This window comes from Streptomyces sp. NPDC004838 (assembly GCF_053600955.1).
In genome coordinates this window covers 1-21,155 of the sequence record NZ_JBSGAW010000006.1, presented here as the reverse complement: position 1 = coordinate 21,155, position 21,155 = coordinate 1, and the positions used below count along the sequence as shown (strand labels likewise).

12 protein-coding genes and 3 pseudogenes are annotated in these 21,155 nt (G+C 70.9%); 7 read left to right on the top strand and 8 right to left on the bottom strand.

The window, feature by feature from the left end; all coding sequences use genetic code 11:
- Positions 1–43: 43 nt before the first annotated feature.
- On the top strand, positions 44–778 hold the full coding sequence (locus ACWEFL_RS08955) for a response regulator (RefSeq protein WP_451709543.1): 735 nt from the start codon (positions 44–46) through the stop codon (positions 776–778).
- Positions 779–905: 127 nt separating this feature from the next.
- Positions 906–2,633 (top strand): GAF domain-containing protein, encoded by a 1,728-nt coding sequence (locus ACWEFL_RS08950; RefSeq protein WP_451709540.1) that lies wholly within the window; start codon positions 906–908, stop codon positions 2,631–2,633.
- A gap of 174 nt (positions 2,634–2,807) precedes the next feature.
- On the opposite strand, the gene ACWEFL_RS08945 is transcribed toward ACWEFL_RS08950, so the two are convergent.
- On the bottom strand, positions 2,808–3,332 hold the full coding sequence (locus ACWEFL_RS08945) for a pyridoxamine 5'-phosphate oxidase family protein (protein ID WP_451709538.1): 525 nt from the start codon (positions 3,330–3,332) through the stop codon (positions 2,808–2,810).
- A gap of 862 nt (positions 3,333–4,194) precedes the next feature.
- On the opposite strand from ACWEFL_RS08945, the gene ACWEFL_RS08940 reads away from it, so the two are divergent.
- Positions 4,195–5,811 carry an amidohydrolase gene (locus tag ACWEFL_RS08940; protein ID WP_451709535.1) on the top strand — a complete coding sequence of 539 codons (1,617 nt, stop codon included), beginning with the start codon at positions 4,195–4,197 and terminating at the stop codon, positions 5,809–5,811.
- A 494-nt stretch (positions 5,812–6,305) separates the two neighbouring features.
- Here ACWEFL_RS08940 and ACWEFL_RS08935 read toward each other — a convergent pair whose 3' ends face one another.
- The gene (locus ACWEFL_RS08935) at positions 6,306–9,254 is read right to left on the bottom strand and encodes a DUF6493 family protein (RefSeq protein ID WP_451709532.1); all 2,949 of its coding nucleotides are present in this window, start codon (positions 9,252–9,254) and stop codon (positions 6,306–6,308) included.
- A 23-nt stretch (positions 9,255–9,277) separates the two neighbouring features.
- Positions 9,278–9,616 (bottom strand): annotated as a pseudogene (locus ACWEFL_RS08930) (SWIM zinc finger family protein); the annotation flags it as partial.
- Between the two features lie 262 nt (positions 9,617–9,878).
- Between ACWEFL_RS08930 and ACWEFL_RS08925 the strand changes: the two are divergent.
- Positions 9,879–10,964, top strand: coding sequence for a hypothetical protein (locus ACWEFL_RS08925; protein WP_451709530.1), 1,086 nt, complete (start codon positions 9,879–9,881; stop codon positions 10,962–10,964).
- 43 nt (positions 10,965–11,007) lie between these two features.
- Here the strand turns inward: ACWEFL_RS08925 and ACWEFL_RS08920 are convergent, their stop codons facing one another.
- Positions 11,008–11,583 (bottom strand): TetR/AcrR family transcriptional regulator, encoded by a 576-nt coding sequence (locus tag ACWEFL_RS08920; RefSeq protein ID WP_451709528.1) that lies wholly within the window; start codon positions 11,581–11,583, stop codon positions 11,008–11,010.
- An 88-nt stretch (positions 11,584–11,671) separates the two neighbouring features.
- Here ACWEFL_RS08920 and ACWEFL_RS08915 point away from each other — a divergent pair, with 88 nt between their 5' ends.
- Positions 11,672–12,523 carry an SDR family oxidoreductase gene (locus ACWEFL_RS08915; RefSeq protein ID WP_451709525.1) on the top strand — a complete coding sequence of 284 codons (852 nt, stop codon included), beginning with the start codon at positions 11,672–11,674 and terminating at the stop codon, positions 12,521–12,523.
- Positions 12,524–12,727: 204 nt separating this feature from the next.
- Here ACWEFL_RS08915 and ACWEFL_RS08910 read toward each other — a convergent pair.
- The 3 genes and pseudogenes from ACWEFL_RS08910 to ACWEFL_RS08900 form a co-directional block, all read right to left on the bottom strand.
- Positions 12,728–12,838 (bottom strand): annotated as a pseudogene (locus tag ACWEFL_RS08910) (Lsr2 family DNA-binding protein); the annotation flags it as partial.
- Between the two features lie 243 nt (positions 12,839–13,081).
- Positions 13,082–13,357, bottom strand: a pseudogene (locus ACWEFL_RS08905) (SMI1/KNR4 family protein); the annotation flags it as partial.
- A 47-nt stretch (positions 13,358–13,404) separates the two neighbouring features.
- Positions 13,405–18,108, bottom strand: coding sequence for a DUF6531 domain-containing protein (locus tag ACWEFL_RS08900; protein WP_451709522.1), 4,704 nt, complete (start codon positions 18,106–18,108; stop codon positions 13,405–13,407).
- A gap of 212 nt (positions 18,109–18,320) precedes the next feature.
- On the opposite strand from ACWEFL_RS08900, the gene ACWEFL_RS08895 reads away from it, so the two are divergent.
- Both ACWEFL_RS08895 and ACWEFL_RS08890 read left to right on the top strand, forming a co-directional pair.
- On the top strand, positions 18,321–18,452 hold the full coding sequence (locus ACWEFL_RS08895) for a hypothetical protein (RefSeq protein ID WP_451709520.1): 132 nt from the start codon (positions 18,321–18,323) through the stop codon (positions 18,450–18,452).
- Positions 18,453–19,579: 1,127 nt separating this feature from the next.
- Entirely contained in the window at positions 19,580–20,116 is a 537-nt protein-coding gene (locus ACWEFL_RS08890) for a nitroreductase family protein (RefSeq protein ID WP_451709519.1), read from the top strand.
- Between the two features lie 376 nt (positions 20,117–20,492).
- Here ACWEFL_RS08890 and ACWEFL_RS08885 read toward each other — a convergent pair.
- A partial coding sequence (locus ACWEFL_RS08885) for a sigma factor-like helix-turn-helix DNA-binding protein (protein WP_451709516.1) occupies positions 20,493–21,155 on the bottom strand: 663 nt, incomplete at its 5' end.

Here is a 21,155-nt window from a genome sequence, read left to right as displayed (position 1 = left end):
GGGCGGCGAGCACAGCCATCGACAGGGATGACGGAGCTTCCACATGACGGACAATGCCGCTGACACCTCGACCGGCGCCTCGACGCCAGGGCCGGTCAAGGTGTTCCTCCTCGACGACCACGAGGTCGTACGCAGGGGTGTCCTCGATCTACTGGACGCCGAGCCCGGCCTCACGGTGGTCGGAGAGGCGGGCACGGCGGAGCAGGCGCTGGCACGCGTGCCGGCCCTGCGCCCCGACGTGGCGGTGCTGGATGTGCGACTGCCGGACGGGGACGGGGTGAGCGTGTGCCGTGAGCTGCGCTCCCGGATGCCGGAACTGGCCTGTCTGATGCTGACCTCGTTCGACGACGAGGAGGCGCTGCTGGACGCGATCATGGCCGGGGCGTCGGGCTACGTCCTGAAACAGATCTCCGGCACGGACCTGGTCTCGGCGGTACGCACGGTGGCCTCGGGCAAGTCCCTGCTGGATCCCGGTGCGACGGCTCGGGTGATGGCCCGCCTCCGGGACGGCGGCCGGAAGGAGGAGTCGCAGGGGCTCTCCGGGCTGACCGAGCGTGAGCGGGACATCCTGGCGCTGGTGGGCGAGGGGCTGACCAACCGGGAGATCGGCGAGCGGCTCTATCTCGCGGAGAAGACCGTCAAGAACAACATCTCGCGCCTGCTGGCCAAGCTGGGCGTGGAGCGCCGGGTCCAGGCGGCGGTCATCGCCGCCCAGATCGGCCAGGAGGGCCGGCACGGCACGTCGCATTCCCCGCACGAGGGCCGTCCGAGGCGCTGACGTCTTCGCCGTACGTACCCCGTACTCGCACGCGTCCGGCCGGGTCCGCCCGTACGCCGTCAGCGCACCGCGGGCGGCCCGATAACCTTTGTCGGATACGAACGGGTAATCGACGAAGGAGTGGTCGGTGGGCGCGGAGGAGCCGCTGTCGCGCATGCCCCAGCTGCGGCTGGACGAACTGCTGGACGAGTTGCAGGCACGCATCGACGCGGCACGCGGGACCCGGGACCGTGTGCACAACCTGCTGGAGGCCGTGGTCTCCGTGGGCCGTGAACTCGACCTCGCCCAAGTGCTGCGACGGATCGTGGAGGCCGCCGCGCTGCTGGTCGACGCCCGGTACGGGGCCCTGGGCGTGGTCGGTCCCGACGGACGCAGACTGTCCCAGTTCCTCACCACCGGGCTGAGCGAGGAGGAGATCGCGAAGATCGGGCCTCGGCCCGCAGGTCACGGCCTGCTCGGCGAGATCATCCGTCACCCGGAGCCGCTGCGGCTCTCGCACCTCGGTGGGCATCCTTCGTCGCACGGCTTCCCGCCCCACCATCCGCCGATGCGGACGTTCCTCGGCATGCCGATCCTGGTCCGGGACGAGGTCTTCGGCAACCTCTACCTGACCGACAAACGAAACGGCCAGGATTTCGACGCCGAGGACGAGTCGGTGATCTCCACCCTCTCAGTGGCCGCCGGGGTGGCGATCGACAACGCCCGGCTGTACGAGAACTCGCAGCGCCAGCGCCGCTGGCTGGAGGCGAACGCGGAGATAACCAAGAGCCTGCTCTCCGGGAGCCCGCGGCTGGAGGTGCTGCAACTGATCGCCCGCCGGGCACAGGAGATCACCGGCGCGCGGCTCGCCGACGTGTGCGTCCCGATACCCGGCACCGGGGACCTCGTCGCCGAGCTGGCCGTCGGAAAGGAGGGAGACCTGCGGCGGGGCCTGGTCGTACCGGTGGAAAGGACCCTCTCCGGCGCCGCCTACCGGACCGGCGAACCCATCACCTGTGCCGATATCGCCTCGGACGCCCGGTACAACGCCGGGCCACGGCAGTTCGAGGGGCTGGGTCCGGCGGTGGCCGTCCCGCTGGGAACGGCGGCGGAGGACACGCGGGGTGTTCTGCTGCTGGCCCGTCCGGAGGGCGACGACGTCTTCACCGAAGGTGAACTCGACCCGCTGCTCGCCTTCGCCGGGCAGGCAGCCGTCGCCCTGGAACTGGCCGACCACCGGCGCGACGCCGAGCATCTCGTGCTTCTGGAAGACCGTGACCGCATCGCCCGCGATCTTCACGACCTCGCCATCCAGCGGCTGTTCGCCACCGGCATGACCCTGCAGAGCGCTACCCGGCTGATCGAGCATCCGGGCGCGGCCGAGCGCGTCGCTCGGGCCGTCGGAGACCTTGACGAGACCATCAAGATCATCCGCTCGACGATCTTCGGGCTGCGCAACCGGGACGGGGAGACCGGGCCCAGCCTGCGCGCCCGGGTCGCCCGCGCCGTCGGGGAAGCCGGTTCGGCCCTGGGATTCCCGCCCAGGCTGACCATGGAGGGCCTGCTGGACACCGATGTGCCGCCGCAGGTGGCCGACCACGTCATGGCTGTGCTGACCGAGACGCTGAGCAACGCCGCCCGGCACGCGCACGCGACGCGAGTGGAAGTGAACGTGCGGGCCACCGCCGACGAAGTCGTCCTCACGGTGACGGACAACGGCAGGGGCATCCCCGAGGACGGCCGGCGCAGCGGGCTCGGCAATCTCCGCGAACGGGCGCGGGACGCCGACGGCGCCTTCGAGGTCGGTACGCCCGCCGAGGGCGGCGGTACCCGGCTGGTCTGGCGGGCACCGCTGATCCCCGGTACGGCGATCTGACGCGACGACCGCGGCCTGATGTCACGACCGCAGCCCTGATGCCACGACCGTGACCCGACGTTGCGACCGCGGCCTGACGCGCCGACAGCGGGGCGATGCTGCTACCGCGGCCCGACGCTCCGACAGCGGCCCGATGGGACGGTCCGGTCATCTCCGCGACCGGCCCGGGGACGGTCAGCCCGAGCCGCGGAGCCCGGGGACCGGTGGCCGGGTTCCCGCCGGTGAAGGTGTTGCCGGGCCGGGCAGGACGGTGATCTGGAAGCCGGTGACGATGTCCGGCCGGATGCGCAGGATGTCGTTCGTGGTCTGGGCGACCCAGGGACGGAGCAGGGTCCGGTACCGGCTCAGCGCATCGGGGTCGGCGACGTGGCGGGCGTATCCGGTCACGACGACGCTCCAGCCGAGGTGCGTGTCCGGGTCGATGACGTCCGCCTCGTAGGCGACGACGACGCCGGGACCGTCGGCGGGTGCGCCGACGGAGGCGGCGCTCGCGCCGTCGTGGAGCCGGACGATGACATCTCCCCCGTCCACCAGGTGGTTGACGGGGCGGACGGCGGGCAGAGCCTGGTGCGTAAACACGATCCGTCCCAGGGAGACGGTTCCCAGCAACCGCAGCGCCTCGCCGCGGAGGAGCCGGGTCAGATGCCGCGGGGTTTCCGCCTCACCGCCGCCGCTCATATGCCGTGCGTGTTCATTCATCCTGTACACCCTCTGCCCCGGCCATGTGCCGGGCACGCTGCCGGTTCACGACGAGCGTTCCTCAGCCCGCGTGCGCGCAGTAGGGCCGAACGGACCCTTCCGGGGGCCTCGCAAGGAGGCGCGACGGCGTGGCGACTCGCGGGACGGGGAGGGGCCGGTCCCGCGCACCGACACGGCGGCCGATGCCGTGGACGGTGGCCACCACGCCGTACCGGCGCGTACGGGGGAGGAGTCGCATCGGCCGGGCATGGTGAGAACCGTGGGCCCGGTACCTGCCCACCGGGCGGCGGCGCGCGCTTCCCCTTCCTTCAACCCAGGGAACCCTCACCCTTCATTGGATACAATAAGCGACTCATTTATGGCGTCAATCGACACCAATAGCGGGCAGAGTATTGCGATTGGATTCTATTGGGTCTACGTTTGCCGCAGCTTCGGCGGCGCGACAAGGCGCCCGAGTATCACGGAGGCGCCTTGCCACGCCAACATCGTGTGGAGCCGGCCCGCCCGCAATCACCACGGCCGGGCGATCGCCGACACGCACTCGCCACCGGCTTCACCGGTACCCGGCCCCATGGACCCGACCCCGGCTCTCGACACGGCCGGAGAAGCGGACGCCCGACAGCCCAGAGGCCGGGCTCCGCCTGACGTCTTCGAGGCGACGCTCCCGGCAGGGCGCGAGGGCCTCAGCCGGATCGGCGGTCACCGGCCTCACCCGCAGTCCCTCCACAGCATGCTCAGGGCGACTCCCTTCACCCGGCGGAGTCCGCCGCGGCCGAAGCGCTCCCGCCCTCGGACGGATGCTCTGCCGAGGGGCGTGGACGGGCGGGCGGCGACCGAATCAACGCTCAGCAAGGGAGTAGGAATGACAACCAGGCTCGCTGACCTCGTGGTGAGGAACGCGCGGGTGTGGACCGGTGAAAGCGGCCCGGAAGGCGGCGAACCGACCGCCTTCGCCGTCCGGAACGGGCGTTTCATCGCCGTGGGCACCGATGAGGACATCGCTCCCCTCGCCCGCGCGAGCGAGCGCGTCATCGACCTCGGCGGTCGCCGGGTGCTCCCCGGCCTCCAGGATTCGCACATCCACGCGGTGCGCGCCGGCGTCACGTGGAACACAGAGCTCCACTGGGAGACCGTGTGCTCCGTCGCCGACGCGCTGGAGAGCATCCGCGTCCAGGTGGCCCGGGTCGGCGAGGACGACTGGGTCTGCGTCGTCGGCGGCTGGCATCGCAGGCAGTTCGCCGAGCAGCGCACACCGACGAGGGCGGAACTGGACGCGGCCTCTCCCAGGAACCCGGTCTTCGCCCAGATGGGCTACGAGTGCGCGGTCCTGAACACGGCGGCCCTGCGCGCCTGCGGCTGGGCATCCGCGGACGACGCCCCGCCGGGTGCCGCCTTCGACGTCGACGAAGGCGGAGAGCTGACCGGAGTGGTCCGGGGACAGGCGGCCTATCGCCACGCTCTGCTGAAGATGCCGAAGCCGTCCCCCGAACTCCAGCGCGCCGGCACGCGCGCCATGTTCGACGAGTTCGCACGGCACGGGCTGACGGCTGTCGCCGACGCGGGCGGCTTCATGATGACACCGGAGAGCTATCAGGCCGTCTTCGACCTGTGGCGCGCACAGGACCTGCCGGTCCGCCTCAGACTGTTCCTCTCCGCTTCCACGGCCGGGCGTGAGCTGGAGGAGCTTTCCGCGTGGATGCGTCACGTGGCACCCGGTTTCGGCGACGACATGATGCGCTACAGCGGTATCGGGGAACTCGTCCACCTCGGCTGCCACGACATGGAGGGGTTCGACGACTTCACCATCCAGGACGCTCCCCTCGCCGAACTCACCGCGATCAGCAAGCGCGTCGCCGCCGCCGGATGGCCGATGAGCATCCACGCCGTCCTCGACAGTTCCCTGGACCGCGTCCTGACCGCGTGGGAGGAGGTCGCGCAGACCGCGGACCTGCGGGCGCTGCGCTGGTCCGTGGTCCACGCCGACCAGGCCAGCCCCGCGAACATCTCCCGGATGGCGGCCCTCGGCCTGGGCGTCCAGATCCAGAACCGGATGGTGCTCCAGGGTTCGGACTACGTCCCGCTGTGGGGACTCGACCAGGCCCGCCGGACACCCCCGCTCGGTGACTTCACCGACGCCGGCCTGTGGCTGGCGGCCGGCACCGACGGAACGCGCGCGAACCGGTACCAGCCCTGGACGTCCATCTGGTGGCTCGTCAGCGGAAGCACCATCGACCACCCCGGCCTGCGTGAGGCCCGGCACCGGCTGAGCGTGGCCCAGGCCCTCACCGCCTACTCCCACACCGGAAGCTACATGGTCGGCGAGGAGACCCACCGAGGCATGATCGCCCAGAACCACCTCGCGGACTTCTTCGTGCCGACGAAGGACCCCTTCGCCGTCCCTGTCGACGAGCTTTCGACCATCCTGAGCGACTGGACCGTCGTCGGAGGGCGCACAACCCACGACTCCCAGACGGTGTGAACCGCGGCGCGGCGGGGCGGGTGGCGGCCCGCCCCGTGGCGTCCTCCGTGCGGAGGCATCCCGCAGGGTCTCTGCTCATGCGGCTCGAGGGCGGACATCCGGGCCCGTTCGTGCATCGCTTTCATCTCCTCGGTGGTGCTGCCGTGCCTCGCGATGCGGTCCAGCAACGCGCGCCGCAGCCGCAGCCCGCGTATCTCCGTGTCCGGTACCCGTACGTACGCCCTGGCCGCGTCGCGTCATCGGCAGCCGTGTCGGGGGGCCGAGTGCACGGGCCGTACAGGGCCCGGCCGGGCCCTGTACGGCCCGCACCCCGGCGAGCGGAACCGCTGGGACCGGTCCGGCGAGACTCCTTGACGGAGCCTCAGCGGAACGAGGGCCATGGGACGGCGGCCCGGCGCTGAACCCGCTTCCGCGATGTCCACCGCCGCGGTGGAAACCGGTACGGTCACCGCATCCGACGCCGCACTGATCGACCGCCGATGACCGGACGGCCCTCACCGCCGGGTGTCCGCCCCCGTTTCCGCCGCCTTCCGCAGTGCGTTCAGCAGACGCGACGCCTGAGCCACCACCTGCGACCCTCCTCCCTTCCCCGCCAGCTCCGCCAGACCCGGTATCCAGTCCTCCGCCCGGACCGGACAGACTGCGGGAGCGGTCCTCGCGGGCGGCTCCGCCTCGGCGACCGTGTGCCGCGCGGGCGCTGCTCCTGCCGAGCCGCCGTCGACAGGCACGCCTCCTGCCTCCCGCGCCGGGCCCCCGTCCGGGGCGGAGAGCGCCCCGGCGGAGAACCCGTCACCGGAGGCGGCCCCGCCCGGCTCCGGCCCACCGACGGACCCCCGCGCCGACGGCTCACCCGGCCCATCCGGCACAAGAAGTGCCCGGTCGGGCAGGATCGCGGAACCGCAGCGTTCGGCGCACTCCGCGGCCACGGCGAGGACCTCGCCGAGCCCGCGCGCGGACCCATTGGCGCCGAGCAGCCCGGGCAGCGCGACCTCCAGGACTGACCACGCCGTCCCGTACGCGCCGGACACCGCGGCCTTCCCCAGGGCGTCGGCCAGCCTGTTCGTCTTCACCTGCCCCTGGACCGTCAGCCGGGCCAGGTCGTCGCCCAGACGCGCCGGGTCCAACTGCTTCCGTGCCGCCAGGATCAGCGTCGCGTCCACCGCCGCCAGCCGGTCGTCCGCGTGCCGTGCACCGAGGCCGACCGCGAGAGCTCGGTGCAGAGCCGGCCCGGCGGGCCCCTCCGGCGCTTCGGACTCCGCGAGCCGCGGCAGACAGACGGTGGCGCCGCGCTCACCCTCCCCGGCCGACCTCATCAGAGCCGGCGTCATCCAGGTCGCCAGCGACTCCCGCTCGTACGGAAGCGCCGTCCGCCAGTTCTCGTTCCAGTACCCGTAGCAGCAGTGCCACAGCTCCTGGGGATCGTCCCCCAACCAGTGGAAGGGCTTGCGGAACTCGTGCTCGATCTGCGGCCGCCGCCGTGCCCCGTCGAGCCGGACGTGGACGGCGTCGGCGCCGAGCCGCGGTGGTCCGCCGTCGGTCGGCCCCGGGGGCTCGTCCGCCCCTCCCTTGCCCAGGGCTCGTATCCGGGGTCCCTCGCCCATGAGCCATGCGGCGAGGCGATCCCCTTCCGGAGTGCCCAGGGACGCGGCCGTCTCCGCGGCGGCCCCGCCCCCGCCGTACTCCACCCGCAGCAGCGCCTGCCCGAAGTCGACGGGCGCCGGCGCCACACCGAGTCGCCCGTACTCCCGCAGCCGCTCGGCCAGCACCCCGGGATCGAGCACGCCGGTCCGCCGGGTCGGGACGGCCAGCAGGAACGGCAGGGGATCGGTCCGCAGCCGCCACGCGACCTCCCAGAGCCGGGAATCGATGATCGCGTCGAGCCCGTTGTGCGGGCAACGGGGCCCCTTACCCGAACGCCTGCCCTTCCAGCCGATTTCGAGGGTCGTGAGCGGGATCCGATCGAGAAGGGCCGCGGCGACGGCCTCCAGACCGGTGGCGAAGTTCGTGATCTTCAGCACCGGTGGCCGCCGACGGCTCTCGTCGAGCCACCAGCGGTCGGCCAGCGCCTCGCGCATGGCCCCGGCCAGTACCTCGGGCTCCCGGGCACCTATCCTGACCAGCCCGTCCAGCACCCGCTCGCACACATCCGGTTCGGTCCGGCCCCGCCCGTTCAGAACGGCGAGCAGAGCCTCGACCAGCTCGGCCACCGATTCGGGAGCCGGTGCGAGTTCACCGGGCTCGCTCACCACGGGCAGGAACTCCCGGTACTCCTCCGGGTCCTCCTCCGGCAGCGTCCCGAAGGCCCGCTCCGCGGCGTCCCGGTGCGCGGGACCCAGCAGCGAGGCGGCCGCGGCGAGCTCCTCCCGCAGTCCGGCCTCCACGCGGGGCAGATACCGGGTCACCAGCTTCAACGCGCGGTCCTGGACGCCCACGTCCTCGTGCCCGAAGGCGTCCGCGGCCGACGGCAGCAGCGCGGGCGCGGCGTCCGGATCGCGGTGCAGGACCTTCCGCAGCAGCACCAACTGCGTGAGCACCAGCTTCTTCTCCGGGCGGAAGACCACGGCACCCGACATCTCGACCAGGACCGAGGTCTCCAGCAGGCCCTTCTCCGCGAGCCCCGCCAGCACCCCCTGGGCGTGCGAGGCCACCAGAACCGGCCCGTCCGCCGCCATGCCCAGCCAGTCCGGAATCCGGGCCCGTTCCTCCTCTGTACTCAGCTCCAGGCGCCGCACCAGCCCGGTGAGGAACCTGAGTTCGGCCGGCCGCCCACCGCGCAGCAGGCGCGAGACACAGCCGTCGACCAGCACCGAACGCTCCACCACGCCGGCGTCGGCCAGCCTCAGGAAAGCGGCGGGCCACGCCTCGGGAGCCTTGATGTCCGAGTACCAGAGGATGTTCGAGGGCAGGCGCGCCAGCTCGAAGATCCGGGGAACGAGCAGCGCCGCGTGCGGATCCTCGCCGAGGCGCAGCAGCCCGCCCCTTCCGGGGGCACCCACATGGTCGGCCCACCCGTGCACCACGCCCTCGGTGACGGGCAGCGGGCACCCGGACCGCCGCACCAGGCCCTCGATCAGCGGATACTCCTCCCGCGCGGTGGAGTCGCGGGCGGCGAGCCGGTGGGCGACGTCGCCGAGCCACGCGGGATCCCGGTCGGCCAGCACATCGAGGATCAGCTTGTGCGGGGTACGGCCGCTGGACCGGAGTTCACGGGAGTTGATCCAGGCTGCCGCGGCGGCGGCCCCGGTCTGACACCCCACGCCCGCGACCAGCAGCGCTGTCTGCGCCGCGGTCCGCTCGTTCCAGCGTCGCCAGCCGCGCACCTCCGCGCGGAGCGCCTTCATCTCCGTGAGGCACTCCTTCCGCTCGGCCGCGGTCAGGGGCTCGAGCAGGCCCGGCACCTCGTGGGCGCGCCCGTTCCTGACGGATTCGAGGAGTTCCTTCACCGGGTGCCTCCCGCGGCGGCCGGCGTCTCCGCGCCTTCCAGCCCCTCCCGCGACACGTCGAGCCGCGCGTACACCCCGCGGCAACCGGAGACGGACTCGAACCGGAGCCGGTCGCTGTCGCCGGTCACCACCGGGTCGAGCAAGGGTCCGGGGCGTGGACCGACATATCGGGCGGCGGCCACGTCCGCGACCGTCGGCAGACCTCGCGCCGCCGTCCGGGGCGATGCCACACCGCCCGAGAAGGAGGTGGGACGGGCCCGGGGTCCGGCCGGCGTCGGTCCGCCGGAGGTCTCCAGGCCGAGAAGCCGCCCGCCCGCACCCGAACCCAGGGCGGACGGATCGGCGTAGGCGAGCGCCCGCATTGATCGCGTCATGGAGAAGACCGTAGATCGTCCCACTGACATCCGAGGCCGGGGGAGTTCTCAGCGGTACGGGTGAGCAGGTGCTGCCCGCCGGGGGCGTGGGCACGGCGCATGAGCTGGGCGAGGACATCGGCGGGGTGGCGGCTGACCTCGGCCATGCCCGGTTCGACACCGCTCGGCGGTTCCCGCGATGACCTGCGGGCCCGTGGACGTCGCCAACTGCGGCGGGGTGAGGGGGCGTTCGCTAAGGCATGATCGCACCATGACAGACAGCACGGGAGAAGCACCGCGACCGGGAACACGGGAGAGCGGTGACAGGGCGGCACCGGGCGGGATACGCGGACCGGACGCACGCCGGGGCGACGCCGACGGGGCAGACCATCCGCCCCGCACCGTGCCGGAACTCGTACGCGACGCACTGCGCGTTCTCCGGAACGGCCGGCGCGCCCTGTACCGCTTCACGCTCGCCGTGAGCGCGCTGACGGCCCTCCTCGGAGTCGGAGTCCTGGCGTTGGGGTTCGCCTTGGCGTGGGGCGCCTTCGAGGACGCCCGCAGCGACGCCGAGGCGTCCATCGCCGCCGAGGACTCCTACGTCGCGTACGCGGACCAGTGGCCCACGCTCCTCGCGGTCGGCGCCGTCGTGGTGGTCCTGCTGCTCGGGCTCGCCGCACTGGTCCTCGCCCTGCTGCACACCGCGCACGCCCTCGCCGCCCCCGGTGCCCTGGCGGGACCCGGAACCCAGGACGCCGGAGAACTGCGGCGGCGCACGCTCGCGCGCACCGGCGACGCCTTCCGGGTCCAGTTGCTGACCGGACTGTGCGCCGGCGGCCCGGTGCTGCTCGGTGCGGTTCTGTGGCTCGCGATGGACGCGGGCGAGGTGCCGGGTTCCGCGTACGGCCGCCTCAGTTCGCCCGAAGGCGCGCTCGACCTGCTGGTCGCCGTAGGGCTGCCGGCCGCCGCCGGGGCCGTGGGGCTGCTCGTGTACATCCGGCTCTCGGTGGCCACCGCCGCGCTGGTCAACGAGAACCTGTCGCCGCGTCACGCGCTGCGGCGCTCGTTCGCGCTGACCCGGGGCTCGCTGAGGAGGACGGTCGGAGTCTGCCTGCTCCTCGCGGCCACCGCGGCGCCGGCGTTCTTCCTGCTCCGTTACGCGGCCGCCCCCGTCGCGCGTCCGGCGGGGCTGGCCATGCTGGAGATCAGCGGCGACAACGCGTACATCACCGGGGTGCTGGTCCTGATCACACCGACGGCCGTGGCTCTCCTGCTGCTGCCGCTGACCGTCATGCCCTTGGTGTGCTCGGTGATCGCCGTTCTGTACCGAGAACTCGACCGTGCCGCCGACCGGTAACGAGACGTTCGCAAGCACCGCACCGATCGAATGATCCGTCAGCTCAGCGGCGGGGCGCGACGACCTCGGCGACGGCGCGGATCATGCCGGCACGGAAGTCGGGACCGGGAACGCCCGGATCGCTCGACGTTCCGAGCGAGCGCAGTGACCAAGACGCGTTGGTCCAGCTGGTGACGAGCGCGATGATCATGGCGAGGAGCTCTACGGCGTCCCTGTCGCGGGCGATCGCGCCGTGCTCCTGGGCCTCGCGGATCGCCTCGGCTTTCGCGCGGTATGCCTCCACCTCGGCGTCGAGCGGCCGGGGGCGCTCCAACAGGGCCCACGACGTGAGCCGCCCGACCTCCGGGCGGCTCTGGAGCACGTCGAACAGTTCGCCGGCGTACGTCGGGAGTGCGAAGGCGTCGAACGGTGTCGCGTCTGCCAGCTCCAGCAGGCTCTGTGCGACGACGATGTCGAAGAGCTCTTCCTTGGTGCCGAAATGCACATAGATCGAGCGCTTGTTCGCCTTCGCGGTCTCCGCGATCCGGTCCACTCGGGCACCGGCGAGGCCGTGCATGGCGAACTCGTCCCGTGCGGCTGTCAGGATGCGGCGCTTGGTCTCGGTGGCGTCGGGTGGCATACCCCCATCGTACGTAACCATCCAGTTGCTTACGGAAGGTCGGCCATGGCAGTGTGTATCTATCCAGTTGGTTACCTTGAGGGGCGTCATGAAGACCTGGTTCATCACCGGAACATCGTCGGGATTCGGACGGGCGATGGTCGAGCAACTGCTCGAACGCGGCGACCGCGTGGCGGCGACCGCGCGTCGTACCGACACCCTGGACGATCTCGCGGCCCGCCACGGCGAGAGGCTCTGGCGGGAGACGCTGGACGTCACCGACACCGACCGCCTCCGCCGGGTGGTGGCGCGGGCCGTCGCCGACCTCGGGCGCATCGACGTCGTCGTCTCGAACGCGGGCTACGGACTCTTCGGAGCCGCGGAGGAGCTTTCCGACGAGCAGATCGACCGGCAGATCGCGACGAATCTGACCGCGTCGATCCAGCTCGCTCGCGCGGTGATCCCCTTCCTGCGCGGGCAGGGAGGCGGGCGGATCATGCAGCTGTCGAGCATCGGCGGACAGATCGCCTTCCCCGCGATGAGCCTGTATCACGCCACGAAGTGGGGTGTTGAAGGGTTCTGGGAGTCAGCGGCGGCGGACATCGCCCCCTTCGGGATCGGAGTCACACTCGTCGAGCCCGGGGTCGCCCGCACGGAGTTCGGCGGTGGCAGCGCGGTCTTGGGCACGGCGATGCCCGAGTACGCCGACGGGGCGCCCGGCCGGCTGCGGCGGATGTTCGCCGGTGAAGTTCCCGCACTCCCGGCCCCCGGCGACCCCGTGAAGATCGCAGCCGCCATCATCGCGTCCGCCGATCAGCCGGAAGCCGTCAAGCGGCTCACCCTGGGCTCGGACGCCTACACGCTCGGCACCGCGGCGCTCAGGGAGCGGCTGGACTCTCTCGAAGCCTCGAAGGATCTCGCGTTCTCCACGGATGCCGACGATCACGTCCCCGCCCCATGACATGCCGCGCGAGAGGGTAGGGGAGCGGGAGGAGTGCCGGACGGCACAGGCCGCAGTCGCAACTGCGGCCGCCGGACGGCACTCCCGCGGCCGCGATCCGGCCGCGGACGACGGGAGCCCGTCCCAGGCCAAGTTCAGGGCCATCCAGCCGTGGCGGCCAGGGTCCGCCGGGCGTGCGGTGCGCGGCTGGATGACCGGGAGCGATCAGTGGTTCTGGGCCCTCTCCCAGGCTTCGCGGATGTCCGGGGGGATGCGTCCTCGGGGCGGTACGGCGTAACCGTGTTCGCGGGCCCATGCGCGGATGGCCGCGGTGTCGACAGGGGCGGTGGGAAGGCTGTCGAGGGGCTCGGGCTTCACGAGGACCGGGTGCGAGGGGGTGAACGTGAGCGGAGCCCGAAGCAGGCCGGTCGGGAACTGCGGCACCTGAGTCCGCCCGGTCAGGACGGACACGAGGAAGCCGGTGATGTCTCCTTCGTAGGTGAACCAGACCGGGCCCCGGGCCTCATTGACCGCGACCTGCCAGCGTTCGGGCTCGTCCGCCGGTTCGCTGATCCAGAAGAGGTACTCGCCGTTGCCGGTCACGCCACAGGCGAAGAGGTGGTCGGGGTCGTAGGGCACGGGGTGTGTGCCGTGGTCGTAGTCCGTGCGCAGCTGGGAGCGGATCCGCCCGGGCATGGGGCCGGTGAGGTTCACGTACTCGGTGACCCCGTGCGGGTGGTAGAGCGTGAGGTAGTCGCAGAAGGTACCCGGCCCGTACCGCTCGGCGAGTGCCTTGTAGTCATCGGGCAGGCGCGTCCCGAGTTCGGCCTCGGTGCCGTTCCAGTCGATGGTCATCGCCGGGTTCGGGGGAGGGCACAGTCGGATGAGGGTGTCGAGGTCGGTCATTCGATTCCCAGTCGGCGTCGGTTCTGTTGCGCTGCGTGGTCGGGGTTGGCGAGGTGGGTGTCCATGGAGAATCCGTCGGAGCCGTCCGCACCCATGTAGATGGTCGAGGGCACCGAGGTTGCCCGGTCGTCCGTGTAGTCAAGATAGACGCTGTACTGGACGGTCTGGCCCCGGACACCGTTGGCGGGATCTCCCGCGACGGCGTTGTAGATGCTCTGCTCCAAGTCGCGCATGAGGGGGGTGTTGGTGGGGTTCTGCGTGATGGTGAAGAGGTTGTCCAAGTCGTCGCCCGTGCCGCCGAGCATGCGGGCCAGCATGTGCCCGCGGGCCTGGTTGTGCACATTGCCGTCGACGAATCCCGGGGGCCTGAGCTGATTGTTGGCGTGGGTGCCCTCGTCGAGCATGTCGCGGGTGATCGTGGCGTGCATCTCATACGGGCGGCCGTGCTCGTCCCTCACGAAGACGACCCTCCCGCCCCAGGTGTGGTCCGGTGAGCAGCCGGCCAGCCCGAGAGGGTCCGCCATGACGAACGGATTGGCGACGTAGGCGTACTGGTTCGGGGCGGGCGCGAGACCGAGCGGGTCGGGGCTGATGTAGCGGCCGTGGTCCGGGTCGTAGTAGCGGTGGACGTTGTAGTGGAACCCTGTCTCGGGGTCGAAGTACTGGCCTGGATGGCGGAGCGGGGTGTACGCGGTGGCGTCGGAGTTCCACCGCGTCGTGCCCCAGGCGGTGGTCCGTGCGCGCCAGGAGACGGATCCGTCGGGAGCCAGCATGTACTGCGGGCCCCCGGTCAGGTCGGTGACGATCGCGAAGAACCGCTGGTCGATCTCCCGCTGATCCGCGCCGGCGGCGTCGGCCCGTGTCTTCATCTCCCGCTGGGCCAGGGGCCTGGCGCCGAGGTAGTCCCAGACGAGGACGGTGTTGCCGGTTCGCTGTTCCGCGAGCTGGGGGCCGTCCCAGCTGAAGTCGACCGACTCCAGGATCGTGCCGTCGGCCCGGTGGTGGGTCTTCGCGATCCGGCGGGCCAGGCCGTCGTAGACGTAGCGCCACATGGTGCCGCCGGGTGTGCGGACTTCGGTCAGGCGGTCCATGGCGTCCCAGGCGAAGGTCCACGTCAGCTGCTTGCCGCTGAGGGAGCGCTCCCGGCGTTCCACGAGCCGCCCTTGGGCGTCGTAGGTGTGATGGCGCCGGCCCGAGCGGGTCAGCAGGGTGCCGTCGTAGTGGCGCTCGTCGGCGCGGTCCTGCTCGGGGGTTGTCGCCGCGGTGACGTCGGCGTGGATCTGGTCGCCTCCGCTGTTGTACGTGTACCGCTCGCTCCACCCTCGTGCCCTCACACCGGTGATGCGGCCACCCGCGTCCAGCGTGAAGGTCCGGCGCCCGGTGATGTTGTCGTCGATGGCGACGGGCGACCCGTCCGGCTGGTAGCTGAAGGCTCGGGCGAGGACCTCGGCGCTCTCCGTCTCCACGTGGTGCCGGGTGAGCCGGCCCACCTCGTCCCAGGACTGCCGCATGACCAGGGAGTCGTCGAGGGTTCTCGTGCGCTCCCTCCCCAGCGCGTCACGCTCGAAGTCGAAGACGTGGTCCCCGACGTCGTAGGCCGCCAGCCCGGCGGGTCCGTAGTGGAGGTTGCTCTCGGCACCGGAAGGAGTGCGCCTCCAGGTCCGGCGGCCTTGCGCGTCGTAGGCGTAGCGGAAGGTCCGCTCGTTCACCGTCTCCGACAGCAGGCGGCCCGTGGCGTCGGTCTCGAACGTGATCCGGGCGTCGGGACTCGTGATCTCCCGGATGGCGCCGGTCGAGGCGTACGCGAAGGCCGAGAGGGTGTCGCCCTCGTGGGTGATTCGTGCGACCCGGCCGAGGACGTCACGCTCGTACTCCAATACCTGCCCTGCCGCATTGCGCCGCCTGACGAGGCGGCCCGCGGCGTCATACGCGTAGGTCATGGAGCGGCCGTCGAAGTCGCGCTCCTCGACGAGCCGGCCGGCCGGGTCGTAGACGTAGGTCCACGAAGCCCCCGCGGCGTTGGTGACCTGTGTCAGACGCAGTTCGGTGTCGTGGGTGAAGAGGTGGCGAGCACCCTCCGCGCTGGTTTCGAGGGGCAGGTCGAAGTGGGTGTAGGAGTGGGTGCGGGTGCGTCCCATGCGGTCGGTGTAGCCGAGGAGGTTCCCCTCGCCGTCCCAGCTCCACGCCTCCCGGGCACCGTCGGGCAGTTCACGCCACGCCGGCTTGCCCTCGACTGTCCATCCATGACGAACGGAGCCGCCGAGGGCGTCGGTGACGTCGGTGACCCGGCCGAAAGCGTCCCGGACGCATACGGCCTCGGCACCGTTGACCGCTGTGATCCGTACGGGCAGGCCCGCCTCATTGTTACGGACACGGATCGGGTCGCCGGCCGGAGGGCGGATCTCGACCACCCCACCCGCACTGTCGTACGCGTACTCCGTCCTCGACCCGAGAGGGCTGACGACCGCGATGCGATCGCCCCGCGCGTCGTAGACGTACCGATACCGTGCGCCGCCCCGCTCCACCACCTCGACGGGCAGACCCAGATCGTTGTACGTGGCCGTGGTCCGCTCCCCGTCCGGCGCGACCATGGCGATGACATTGCCGGCCGCGTCGCGTTCGAGTCGCGTCGTGTGCCCGAGCGGATCGGTTGCCGCGAGGAGCCGGTCGTGGGCGTCGAAGACGTACTGGCTGGTGTTGCCCAGAGGGTCCGTCTCCGCCACGACCTGGCGACGGCTGTTGACGCGGTACGTGGTGGTGGCGCCCTGGGAGTCGGTGTAGCGGGTGATCGTGTCGTCGGAGCCCGGGACCGTCTCGTAGACGAAGGAGGACGAGAGGTAGCCGTCAGGGCCGACCGTGCCGGTGACACGGCCGCTGGTGTCGTACCGGTACTGGTAGGTGGAGTCGTTGCGGTCGGTCCACGAGGTGACGCGCCCCTCCGCGTCGTAGCCGAAGCGCAGCGGAAGCCCGGAGGAGTTGGTGACGGCGTCGAGGTTGCCGTCCCGGTCGTAGCCGTACGTCATGACGATGACGGGTCCGTCGGGGGTGCGCAGGGTCAGCTCATGTATTCGGCCGTCGCGGGTGGTGAGGGCGACGTGGTAGCCGCCGTCGTGGACGACCCTGGTGGGGGAGCCGTCGGGACGGCGGTGGACGGTGATCCCGCTGCCGTGCCGGTCCTCGATTTCCTGCAACCAGTACGCCGTCGACGCGCGATACGGGCTGCCCGCGAACCTGCGGACCAGACCCGCCCGCGGGTCCCTGATCACGTAGGTCGTCACATCGTCCGTGACACCACCGTGCACCAAGGCCAACCGATCGCCCTCCAACGGCAGCACGCCCTCCGCGTCACCGGGAGCGGGCAGCCGCGGATAGACAAGGACCGAACCGTCTTCCCGGGCCCACAAAGCTCCATGGCCGCGGGCGTCGAGTTCGATGCGTTCATCGAGCGTGGAGGCCCAACTCCGCCCGAACCAGTGCCCGTAGCGGTACCCCGACAGATGAGTCCGGCGCAGAACAAGCGGCAGAACGCCGGGCAAGGAGAGGTCTGTCTGCGGCAACACCATCTCACCAGCGGCGACATCAACCGGATCTGTGGCGCAGGTCTTCTTCTCCAGCGAAACCGCATTGCCTCGGGGATCGTTCACCGCACCATCGAGCGAGTTGGGTTTGGTGCGGGTGCTGTCGGGGTGCTGGCGGGTGGGGGAGCCGGGTTCGGCGCGGCGGCCGGCGAGGTCGTCGCCGTCACGTCTACCGCTGCCGGTGATCTTCTTGATGCGGTCGTCGATGTCCTTGTCGGTGCTCTTATGGGTCCTGGAGCTGTGGCCGAGGGCATCGGGGAGCTTCTTGCCCAGGTGGTCGCCGATGTGGTTGTGACCCTTGACCAGCTTCTCGACCACGCCCTCGATGGTGCTGTCGAGGACGGCGGTGAGGGAGTCCTTGCCCTTCGCCCGGCCGTGGTGGCCCTTCGCCTTGCCGATCTTGCCGGCGGCGCGACTGTTCATCGACACCTGGACGTTCGCCAGTTTGCCGCCGGTGTTGCTGTGGGCGTCGTGGTCGATGCCCAAGGCGCCGCCCGGACCGCTCCCGCCACCGGCGGTGTTCAACTGGAGGCCGTCCTTGCCCGCCTGGACCGCCTGGTCGACGTTGATGCCGTCCTGCTGACCGGTGACGTTCATCGCGGTCTGGATCGCCAGGTCCGCGACGATCGACTCCAACGCCGCGACCGCGGGCTGCGTCAGGACCGCGGTGATCTCCGCGACCGCCGCCTCGGCCATCTCTTTGAGGATCTTCTTGAACGCGATCCGGGTGGCGACGATCTTCGCGCCCGCCAGGAGGGTGGTGAGCCCGGCGGTGAAAGGGGCCGCGGCGAGCGCGATCCCGACCGTGGCACACAGATCGGCCAACTCCGCGACCGCCGCGATCTTCCGGGCGACGATGATGTCCGCCACCCGGTCCAACGCCCCGGCGACGATCCGGGCCGCGCCCGACAGGTCCTTGTTCTTCCCCTGGACCTTCTTCCAGTGCGCGTCCAGCGCCGTCAGCGACTCACTCCGCCCCGACGACAGCAACCGCTGGATGTGCCCGTGCGCCGTCCCGGCATCGTCGTCCGCGTCCTCCGCGAACTCCCGTAGCGCGTCCGCCATATCGCGGTACGCGTCCTCGTCGACATTCGGCCACCCCACGCCCACGACGTCGAGCATCGTGTCGACACCCTCAGGAATCGTGTAACCCACGCCCCATCGACCCCCGTTGATATGCGCAGTTCAAAGAACTCCAGCATTTCACGAGTCCCAGAGTCCGCGCACGTGGTTCCTGACCAGACCTGTTGCAGTGTCAGGGCCCGGCCCTCGCCAAGGCCGGTCCCGTCGCCGTATCCCGGTCCGGTGTCGGCGGTGGCTGGCAGACCGACTTGATGAACACCGACGGCGAGCGGCTGCCGCGTGGCCGGATGTACGACCACGGCCGCGACGACCCAGCCCCGAGCCCGCTCCGGCACCGGGCCTACGACCCGCTTGTACGCGGGCGGCTGGACGGGCTGCTCTGAGTGGGAGTCTCTGGTGTGAACACCCATGACGGCCAGGTCCCCAAGCCTCCGGTGAGGGGCATTCCGGCGATACGGCGCCGCCGCGCCGACCTGCTACAAGAACTCGCCGAACTCGCCATATGAGACCTTCTCATGAGATTCACATCGGCGTTTATGGCCAAGGGATTTATCGTAGACGGCTCAGCGAGTTACTTCCGGACAGTGTCTCATTCGCGGGGTGGACAGCCCTGTGGTCCTGTTTTATGGTCTGGACCAGCTTGCAGGTATTCGAAGCCTCCTGAGGACTGCTCGGAGAAGCGCTAAATGGAGACCGCTTTGAAGATTGCTTCGAAGGTCCTTGAGGACGAGGAATCCCCATGAACAGCCGTATCTGGGGGCCCCTCGTCCTCGTCCTATGCTTGACAGGATGCGATTCGCTTGCGGTGGAAGATTCGGAACCTTCGAACCAGGGGAGTGTTTCCAGTAGCGCAACTGCCTCGCCCCCGAGTGCCCGTCAGCTAGAGGCCGAACGGGTCCAGCAGATGCTGTCCCCTCGTATCGACAGCCTCGCCGGCACCTTTGGCGAAGGAACCAACTCCCCGTGCAGCTCGGCTACTGCGGAACTCTTCACCGAATCGTGTGCGGAAATGGTTGGCGCAGTCGGAAGGTTCACGGAGACCGTGCTGGCTGAGATCAAGGGGAAGCACGGTGGCTTTGCGACGCTGCGCAGGGTGGCAGTGTCTACACGCAACGCTGCTGAGCAGTACCAGAAGCTGTCCTGCGGGACGCTCCCCTCAAGCGTTTCCGTCCAGGAAACATGTCGCAACCACGGCGCCGTGATCGCCCAGTCGACCGTGGACTTCCGAGGCGGTGTGAATCTGGGACTCGCGGGGAAATGATCCCGTTCGCTGGAGGCGCACCGGTGAGTCAAGAAAGCGCGGCGGGGCGGCGCGACGCAGTCCCCGGCCAGGCAGAACACGGCGGCGTACCGCAGTGGCCGGACCGACAGTGCGCGGCGGACGCGCGTCCGCCGCCCCGCCGGGCGGGTGGTGCGGGAGTTCCATCGCGACCCGGCGGTGGGCGTGCGGCGTCGACGGCGGAGAGCCGCCGCCCGCGGGAACCGAAACGGCCGGCAATAGGGTGATCGGGTGCGAACTCCTGATCACGACCTGCTCGCGGCCCTGTCCTCGCTGCGGGCCACCCGATGGTTCACCGAAGCGGCCGTCACGGACGGTGAACTCCATGCCGTACTCGAAGCCGCCCGCTGGACCGGCTCGGCCCGCAACCGGCAGCCGTGGCGATTCGTCGTCGTCCGGGACGCCCGGGTCAGGCGCGAGCTGAGCCTGCTGGGTTCGTACGCGGGCCATCTCGCCCTCGCTCCGGTGGTGGTGGCCCTCGCGGTGGACGAGGAGGGCGGCGGTGAGGACGCCCAGTTCGACGCCGGACGCGTGGCGCAGAATCTCATGCTGGCCGCCGGCGCGGCGGGCCTGGGCAGTTGCCCGGCGTCGTTCTTCCCCCGCGCCAACGCCGACCGGGCCGGCGCCCTCTGCCGGGTGGCGGCCCCTTGGCGGGTCCGCACCGCGATCTCTCTCGGGCACCCCGCCCCGGCACCATCTGGAACATCCGCCATTCCCACGGGCCGGATACCCCTGTCCCGGCTCGTGACCGAGATCGGCACCCCGTGACGCGCGACGGCGCCACCCGCCCGGTGCGCGGCCGCCGGAAGCGGGCCGAGGGCCCGAAATCACCGCGGACCACGATCCGTTCACGCCAGTCCGCCTCCGGCCGCAACCCGGGCAACCCGTCCGCGTCCCACGGCGTCCCGACCACCGGAGCCGGAGCGGCTTGTTCACCCAGCCGCTCGGTAGCTTCGCCACGGTCGGACGGATGAGGCGCCCGACAGCAGAACTGTCCCGGCTACCGCTGGACGACCTCACCCACCACGTGCGCTGATGACGTACGCGGGCGACGCTGCCCGCAGCGGGCGCGACGCCCGGGGCACGACGCACGGGGCGAGACGGCGTGCAGGTGACTCCGGTGTCCTGGGCTCGCCGCCGGTGTTCATCGCAGGGTGAGCGGGGTCTCGGTCGCGACGCGGGTCAGCTTCTCCGGGTTGCGGACATAGTAGAGGCCGGTGATGCGGCCGCCCTCGACGCGGGCCGCCATGACTCCGTCGATCTCGTCGGCCAGGCGGAAGACGAGCCCCGGGTTGCCGTTGACCACGGTCGGGGCGACGGTGATAGTGGCATCGAACTTGCCGAGACCGCCGGCCAGGAAGCGGACCACCTTGTCGGCGCCGGTGATCGGCCGCAGCGCGGCCTGCTTGACGCCGCCGCCGTCGCTGACCGCGACGACATCGGGGGCGAGCACGTCGAGCAGCCCTTGCAGGTCCCTGGTTTCGAGCGCGCGCCGGAACGACTCCAGAGCCGCTCGGGCCTCGCTCGGGGAGACCACCGAGCGGGGGCGGCGGGCGTCGATGTGCCGGCGGGCGCGGTGCGCGATCTGGCGGACGGCCGCGGGGCTCTTCTCGACCGCGGCCGCGATCTCGTCGTAGCCGATGTCGAAGACCTCGCGCAGCACGAAGACGGCGCGCTCGGTCGGCGAGAGCGTCTCCAGGATGAGCATGAGTGCCATCGACACGCTCTCGGCCAGCTCGACGTCCTCGGCCACGTCCGGCGCGGTGAGCAGCGGCTCGGGCAGCCAGGGGCCCACGTACGCCTCCCT